This window comes from Azotobacter armeniacus, assembly GCF_054779355.1.
This window is the reverse complement of the sequence record NZ_BAAGYK010000027.1, coordinates 1-6,764: the sequence shown is the minus strand read 5'-3', so window position 1 is coordinate 6,764 and position 6,764 is coordinate 1. Positions and strand designations below refer to the sequence as shown.

The following is a 6,764-nucleotide window of genomic DNA, read 5'->3' as shown; positions in this document are numbered from 1 at the left end:
AGCACGGTGCGTTCCCACCAGTCGAGCTCGACGATGCGCTCGGCCGGCACGCCCCAGGCCTCCAGATGCAGGCCGACGCCGAGCGAGGTGACGAAGGGCACCCGAAGCTTGGCCAGCGCCCGGATGCTCGGGTAGTCCAGATGATCGTAGTGGTCGTGGGAGATCAGCACCGCATCGAGCGGCGGTAAGGCGGCGATGTCGACCGGCACCGGATGGAAGCGCTTGGGGCCGAGGAAGGGCAGCGGCGAGACGCGCGCGCCCCACACCGGATCGGTCAGCACCCGGTGGCCGTCGATTTCCAGCAGCACGGTCGAATGGCCGAGCCAGGTGGCCCGCAGTCCGGTTTCGACGGGCCGGGCCCAGCTGGCGCGTGGGTCGATGATGGGTTGGGGGTTCGCCGGCGTGCGGCCCTCGCCGCGGAACAGAAAGTCGGCCAGCGTCGGCCGGCCCTCGGGCACGCGCTGTACGCTGGGCTGGTAGGTGTTCATGAAACCGCCGTCGGCATACTGCCGGGAGGCCTGCATGCGCTCCAGCCTGAATCCATTGGCACGTCGGGCCGAAAAAACCATCTTCCATCTCCTGTTGCTGTCCCGCTTCTGTTCAAGCCGAATTTCCCGGCCAAAAAGGAGCGGGATTGTTTAATCGGGAGTTCGGAAAAGCGTGTTGTTCGACCTAAGCAGGTTTTACTTGCGCCGATCAAAGAAATTTCCACCGCGGCGCGTGTAAGAGCAGGTGGAAAGCTGTGACGCAGCCATCCCGGCTTGAACCAGGCTAACCCCCTGGGCCTTGTACCCCACATGAAGCACCTCGTCTCCCGATATGCTGGATAGTACGATCATTGCGGCCAGCGGCTCGCGCTCAACCTCGCTCCCTTCTATTCGATCCGCTATCGCACGGAACCACTCCGCCAGTCGTGTACGTTCTGCCTGCTCAGACTTGAGCCGTGCATTGTGAAGGCGTCGGCTTTGTGGAAACTGATAAATTTCGGCCATGTTTTTATTCTCCAACAGCACCTAAACCCGAAAACCCTCTATTTCGTGGGCGACCCACTGCCAGTAGCCGGACAGAGTGTTCTCGGCGGCGACTGCTTCGCGCCACATGGCGCGGGTGTACATCGGGTGCTCGCCATCGCCTTCCGGGTTGTACTTGTGGTCCGGTTGATCGGCGTTCAAGTCCTGGTCGTTACCAAGATCATGGGCTGGAAGGGCGTCGAATGAGTTTTGCATTGCTGGCACTCCGTCTTGTGGAGTTGTCAGCATCACGCACCTGGCGAGAAACCCAAGTCGCCGAGCACTGCTCCAGTGCGGCCCGCAGGAAGCCCACACAGGGCGGGACCGAGCATCTAGAACAGGCTTCTTCTGGTTGGGAAGAGTCTCACACCTCGGTGCTGCCGACCCACTGCTCGCCCAGGTAGGCGTCTGCGCCGTCGTCCAGCGCCTCGCCCAAGAGCTCCTGGAGCGGAAGAGCGACCAATCGCTCGTGCGTCCACGGCTGGATTGGCGCCAGCCTCAATACCTCCTCACCCTCCATGGTCTTGATGATCAGCGGGGCTCGCTCGTGGCCCTGGATGATGCAGGGCTCTCCGGGGCGGCAATCGGTCACAAAGTACAGCATGCTCATGTTCACTTCCTGGCTGTTGTCATTGCGCTCAGGCTCGCACGGGCCGACGAAAACCCAAGCGTGCTCCGTCCGGGATCACAGCGCGAGTTCACCTTGCCGGTCGGCGTAGCTGCACCAGCGCGCGAAGGTCTTCGGGCAATTGATCTCCTGCTCGATGTAGCCGAGGTAGCCGTGCTGGCGCGCATCCTGAATCAGGGCAGAAATTACCTCCTCGGAGTCGCCCATCTCGAAACAGGTGTCGAAAGTGCGCTCGCCCAAGTCAACGTAGCCGCGATCCCACAGGGCGTAGCTGGTTATTTCGTCTACCAGGCCGTAGCGGTAGGCCAGCTGCACAAACTCGATGCGGGCCTTGGAGCCTCGCGTGCCGGTACTGCGCACCGCGTTGCACAGAGCGTGCAGGCGGCGGACGGCCTCGATGTGCGGATGGGCTTGCTGGGCGGATTTGTGGTGTTTCATGGGGAGGGCTCCCTGCTGGTTAGTGCCTTCAAGCTACGGCTGGCACGGGAAAACCCAAGCTTGGATAAGCGATCCCCGGCCAGGGGCAGATCGGCATAGGGAAGAGGGGGCGGCGTTGTGGTGAACGGCGCTTATTTTTTTATACACACAAAATACTTTTTTACTTGGAATGCTTTGTGTGTATATTTAAATAATCGAAGGGCAGCAGCCCACCGGCACCTCGCGGAATCAGGGGCGGAGCAAGCCATGGAAAAGCGAATTACCACTGCAGACGAGGAAACCATCCGCGAATGGCTCAACTGTGAAACGGCCAGCGTAGACGCTGATGGCGACGTATGGGTAGAAGGCCCAATGGTTGGTCACTGGCTAAGCGAGTCGAAGAAAGTCGACTATCTGGCCTGGAGGGAAGCGACCTATGGCGCATGACAACCGCGGCCGCATCACAATCGAGCAGCCGGGCAAGCCTCGGCTGTACCAATCTGCCGATCTGCCTGGGTGGGAGATCGTCGGCACCGTGACGCGCGGCGAGAGCGACACCGGCGCCCTGGTGCGCAACCTCAACACCGGCATCTATGCCCAGGCCAATGCCGGCGCAATTCGCACCCTGGACCAGCGCAAAGTTCTGGCCGCGCTCGGCCAGTTCGCAAACGCCAAGAAAATGGAGGACGGCCGGCGCCGCAACGTCTATATCGACGACGCTAGCTGGGAGGTCGCCCAGCGGCTCGGCGGCGGCAATGCGTCCGAAGGTATCCGCAAGGCCCTGGAGCTGGCCAATGCCGGCGCCTGAGCTGATCGGCGCCCCCTACTTGGCCACCGACTGCAAGGTGGGTGACTGGATAGCCGACGAGCTTGAGGGACTGACTGAGGTCGGCGGCTGGACTGCTGCGCCGATCCCGTGGCCGCGACGCAAGAAGACCGGGCGTGCCTCGCTGATCCTAACCGCTGACCTGGCCCGGGCGATCCGCACCGAATCGGTCGAGGCGATCTGTCACTACTGGGGCGTGCGTCCGACCAAGGTCTGGCAGTGGCGCAAGGCGGTGGGCGTGGAGCGCGTCACCGATGGCACGCGCAGGCTGCTGCAGGAGCGCACCGGAGTCCCGCAGGATGCCGCAGCACGCGGCCGGGAGCAGGCGGCAAGCCCGGAAAGCCGGGCGAAGATGGCGGACAGCAAGCGCGGAAAGCCTGCCAACCCCAACACGCGCGCCGCTCTACTGTGCGCCGCCAAGGCACCTAAACCTACCGGCTGGGGAGTGCGGGCAAACGCATGGATGAGAGGTATGCCATTGCCACAGCCAGCCAAGCGTGCGCGCTGGAGTGCCGAGGAAATCTCGATCCTGCGCCGTCACTATCACGACAAGCATGCGGAGTGGGTCGCAGCCAAGCTCGGCCGCCCACTCTCGTCCGTGTACAAGCTGGCCCACCAGCTTGGGCTCAAGGCGGGACGCAACCAATGGATACAACAGGAAAGCCGGTGAAAGAAACGATTGCAGTGAGAAATCTGCCCGAGGGAACGAAGGTCAGGCTAACTCAACTGGCAAAAGCCAACGGGCGAATTGCTGATGATGGTGAAGATCGCCGAGGCCTGAGAGGTTGTGAAAAAATCGAACAGTGCCGTGTGCGCTGCAGGCTACGAGGTCGTAGCCTGGCCAGAAGGCGGCAAGCTCAATAGGATATGAGGGGAGCATTCACTGCGAGCCAAGGAGTAAAGAGCATGCTAAACCGCCGATTTTCCGTTTCGCTCGCTGGTAAGTGCTACTCACCCGAGTTCCAGACCAGTAAGGAGTATGCGAAGGGCTGGAAAAGCGTGCTGGAAAAGGCTTATAGCACCACTTACGCCCTCTGCCAGTGTCCTGGACGTGGTGAACGCAAGCTGTCGATCAAGCGCAGGGAGAAGACTGATGAACTTCATCTGGCCCGCTTCGCCAACACCGGCTCCGAGCACGCCAGGGAGTGCCGGTACTATGCGCCTGCACCGGATCGTTCTGGTATGCAGGGCTACGAAGCGAAGGTGGTTGAGGAAGCCGACGACGGGACTTTGCGTGTACGCCTGGCTCGAGGCCTGCGCGTGCAGCAGGCAACGGCGATCGACGACGCGATTGAATTCCAGACAAAAATTTTTCCTGGGAAGCGTAAGCCGGCGATGACCCTGCTGGGTCTGCTGCACTTGCTGTGGACCGAAGCCCGTCTCAATGTCTGGTACCCGGGGATGGAGGGCGAGCGCAACCAAGGGCGGATTAACTTTTGGCTGCTCAAGGTCGCTAGCCAGATCTCGGCGAGTCGCTTGAAGCTCAATGAGGTGCTGTTGCTCTCGGCAGCAAAGGACAGCCGTGATGCCACGCACAACCAAAAGGTCAGCCGGCTGGCTGCCGAGCGCGGCTACCGTCTGGTCACAGTGTCGCCGCTGGCTCGTTACAACCCCGAGCGGCATGCCGGTGGGCTGTCTAAGCTACCGATTGCCGGTCCGTTCGGGATGCCTACCTTGCATATGGACCAGATGGTCTGGACGCATGCGGAAAATCGCTTCGGGCAGGAGATTTCCGCTTGGAGGCACGGTGCGCGGGTTATCGCCATCTCTCAGTTTTCCCCCCGGCCAGGCGGCCACTCCATACAAGGGGAGGTGATCGAGCTGGCGCTGATGCAAGTTAGCGAGCGGTGGATACCGCTGGACTCTAACTATGAGGCGACGATCGAGGCCCGGCTGCATGCCGCCGGACGCAGCTACGATAAGCCGCTGCGCTTCGATGCTGAGGAGGAAGAGTTCTTTCCGGATTTCTGGCTGCTTGATGTCGGGTCGGACTTCCCCCTGGAGGTGTTCGGGATGGCCACCCCTGAGTATCTGGAGCGCAAGACCCGGAAGGTAGCCTGGTACAACCGCCAGTATGGGGCCGATGGTTGGTGGAGCTGGGACGCGGCGGCCGATCCCAAGGGCCTTCGTATCCCCGACTTCCCGCCGGCCAGGCAGCGGCGTTGACAGCCCTGAGAAACACAGGAGGAGATTTCTCCCTGCTGCTGCCGGCAAATGCCTGCTGGCGCTCATTCCCAGCAGGCAAAATCGCCTCGGGATGGTATGGCGGATGGCGCTGTTGTCTCTCTCGGTAAATGCCGGATACAATGCGGTAAATGCCGAATAGGAGGCGACCCCATGCTTGCTGAAGTCCTGCGTGACCATGGCTACACCGCATACCGGGCACGTCTTCAAAGCCTGCTGGACATCCCGGAGTCGGCAACCGACTTTGAAATCCACACCCGGATCACCAAGGGCTTTCCTGCGACCCGCCTGGTGCAGCTGACCGAGGCCGGGGTGGTCACGCCGCTGGAGCGCGACCAGATCATCCCCCTGCGAACCCTCAAGACTCGCATCGAGCGGGATCAGCCGTTGACCGTGGAGGAAAGCGACAGGTTCTTTCGCGCTGCCCACATCACGGCAATGGCCGAGGCTGTCTTTGGTGACCGCGAGAAGGCCAAACGCTGGCTCACCAAACCCAAGGAGCGGTTTTCCGGCCTGACGCCCATGCAGATGCTCACCACCCAGCAGGGCACCAGCCAGGTGGAGGAAATGCTGCTGCAGATCGTTGAGGGCCTGGCCCTGTGATCCTCTGGCGGATCAGTGCCTACGCAGATCTCAGCGGAATCGGTGGCCTGCGCGCCAGTGGCCGGTGGCACCACCTTGGCAGGCCGGTCATCTATGCGGCGGACAGCCCGGCCGGGGCGATGCTGGAGGTGCTGGTCCACCTGGAAATCGACCCGGAGGACTTCCCCACGACGCTCCAGTTGATCCGCATCGAGCTTCCGGACCCGGTTTCGCTGGCCGAACTTCCGCCGCTGCCGGAGCACTGGAAGTCTGACCCGGAAGTCACGCGCGCCATGGGTGATTACTTTCTGGATGGGAGAAGCGCTCTGCTGCTCCCGGTGCCGAGCGCCATCATTCCCTGCACGACCAACTACCTGTTCAACCCGGCGCACCCCGAGGCCAGCGGGGCGAGCATTCACGTAGAAAAATTCCCCCTCGATTCCGATGCCCAACGAAACTGCCCCAGCGCAGAGCCCGGCGGAGGAGGCTGTGACCGAATGTGCCGGCCGGGGAGGCGGTGACTGTCTACGCGCTGCCGAACCGATCAGCCAAAAACAGGCGCGGCTTGAGTATGAGGCTCGCTACTGGTTGCGCCAGGGCTATCGCTCTTTCACATCCAGAACGTGAACGCCTACGACAGCCGACTGAAGAGCTGGATGACTCCCTTTCATGGGGTGGCCACCAAGTACCTGACCCATTACCTTGGATGGCGCCGCCTGCTCGAGCGCTACAAGACGCAGCTCAATCCATTGATTTGCTTGAGGGAGGCGCTGGGGCGAGCAGCTATGCAACAGCTAACTCAGACATAGCCTTGTTTTTCGGATCATACAAAGTGAAAACCGCCAGCGTGCCCGCGATATAAGCAAAACCAAGGCACTTGAAGAAAATCCCCCAGCGACGAGTCCTTTTCCGTTCCTGCAAGTTTTCGCTCATTAGATCCTTGAGAATCAAACCCAACTCTTTATCGTCCATAGCGCTTCCTATTTGCACATCTAATTCTGCAGTTGCGCTCGGAGGTTGTGAAAAATTCAAGCGGCTGCTGCGCCCCCCTTCAAAACAGCCGCTAAAACGTTGCGCTACGTGAAAAGTAAGACCATTTGGCTCATAAACTCTCCCG

The 6,764-nt window shown here is 61.2% G+C and carries 11 protein-coding genes and 2 pseudogenes; 7 read left to right on the top strand and 6 right to left on the bottom strand.

Annotated features, from left to right (window positions below; genetic code table 11):
• From ACYVD0_RS05950 to ACYVD0_RS05930, 5 genes are all read right to left on the bottom strand, one after another.
• The coding region (locus ACYVD0_RS05950) for an MBL fold metallo-hydrolase (protein ID WP_460425958.1) at positions 1–569 on the bottom strand (569 nt) is incomplete at its 3' end.
• A 114-nt stretch (positions 570–683) separates the two neighbouring features.
• Positions 684–992 (bottom strand): hypothetical protein, encoded by a 309-nt coding sequence (locus tag ACYVD0_RS05945; RefSeq protein WP_460425957.1) that lies wholly within the window; start codon positions 990–992, stop codon positions 684–686.
• Positions 993–1,013: 21 nt separating this feature from the next.
• A complete protein-coding gene (locus tag ACYVD0_RS05940) occupies positions 1,014–1,226 on the bottom strand; it encodes a hypothetical protein (protein WP_460425956.1) in 213 nt (70 codons plus the stop codon).
• Between the two features lie 148 nt (positions 1,227–1,374).
• The gene (locus tag ACYVD0_RS05935; RefSeq protein ID WP_460425955.1) at positions 1,375–1,620 is read right to left on the bottom strand and encodes a hypothetical protein; all 246 of its coding nucleotides are present in this window, start codon (positions 1,618–1,620) and stop codon (positions 1,375–1,377) included.
• Between the two features lie 75 nt (positions 1,621–1,695).
• The gene (locus ACYVD0_RS05930; protein ID WP_460425954.1) at positions 1,696–2,076 is read right to left on the bottom strand and encodes a hypothetical protein; all 381 of its coding nucleotides are present in this window, start codon (positions 2,074–2,076) and stop codon (positions 1,696–1,698) included.
• 246 nt (positions 2,077–2,322) lie between these two features.
• On the opposite strand from ACYVD0_RS05930, the gene ACYVD0_RS05925 reads away from it, so the two are divergent.
• The 7 genes and pseudogenes from ACYVD0_RS05925 to ACYVD0_RS05895 form a co-directional block, all read left to right on the top strand.
• Positions 2,323–2,502, top strand: coding sequence for a hypothetical protein (locus ACYVD0_RS05925; RefSeq protein WP_460425953.1), 180 nt, complete (start codon positions 2,323–2,325; stop codon positions 2,500–2,502).
• Positions 2,492–2,863 carry a hypothetical protein gene (locus tag ACYVD0_RS05920; protein WP_460425952.1) on the top strand — a complete coding sequence of 124 codons (372 nt, stop codon included), beginning with the start codon at positions 2,492–2,494 and terminating at the stop codon, positions 2,861–2,863. Before ACYVD0_RS05925 ends, ACYVD0_RS05920 begins: the two co-directional genes overlap by 11 nt.
• Positions 2,850–3,551 carry a hypothetical protein gene (locus tag ACYVD0_RS05915; RefSeq protein WP_460425951.1) on the top strand — a complete coding sequence of 234 codons (702 nt, stop codon included), beginning with the start codon at positions 2,850–2,852 and terminating at the stop codon, positions 3,549–3,551. The genes ACYVD0_RS05920 and ACYVD0_RS05915 overlap by 14 nt, the downstream gene beginning before the upstream one ends.
• A gap of 236 nt (positions 3,552–3,787) precedes the next feature.
• Positions 3,788–5,047, top strand: coding sequence for a DUF1173 family protein (locus tag ACYVD0_RS05910; RefSeq protein WP_460425950.1), 1,260 nt, complete (start codon positions 3,788–3,790; stop codon positions 5,045–5,047).
• A 171-nt stretch (positions 5,048–5,218) separates the two neighbouring features.
• Positions 5,219–5,668: an antitoxin Xre/MbcA/ParS toxin-binding domain-containing protein gene (locus ACYVD0_RS05905; protein ID WP_460425949.1), complete on the top strand. Its 450-nt coding sequence runs from the start codon at positions 5,219–5,221 to the stop codon at positions 5,666–5,668.
• Positions 5,665–6,168: an RES family NAD+ phosphorylase gene (locus ACYVD0_RS05900; protein WP_460425948.1), complete on the top strand. Its 504-nt coding sequence runs from the start codon at positions 5,665–5,667 to the stop codon at positions 6,166–6,168. The genes ACYVD0_RS05905 and ACYVD0_RS05900 overlap by 4 nt, the downstream gene beginning before the upstream one ends.
• Before the next feature lie 87 nt (positions 6,169–6,255).
• Positions 6,256–6,456, top strand: a pseudogene (locus ACYVD0_RS05895) (IS1595 family transposase); the annotation flags it as partial.
• On the opposite strand, the pseudogene ACYVD0_RS05890 reads toward ACYVD0_RS05895, so the two are convergent.
• Positions 6,431–6,764 (bottom strand): annotated as a pseudogene (locus ACYVD0_RS05890) (hypothetical protein); the annotation flags it as partial. The pseudogenes ACYVD0_RS05895 and ACYVD0_RS05890 sit on opposite strands and share 26 nt — an antisense overlap.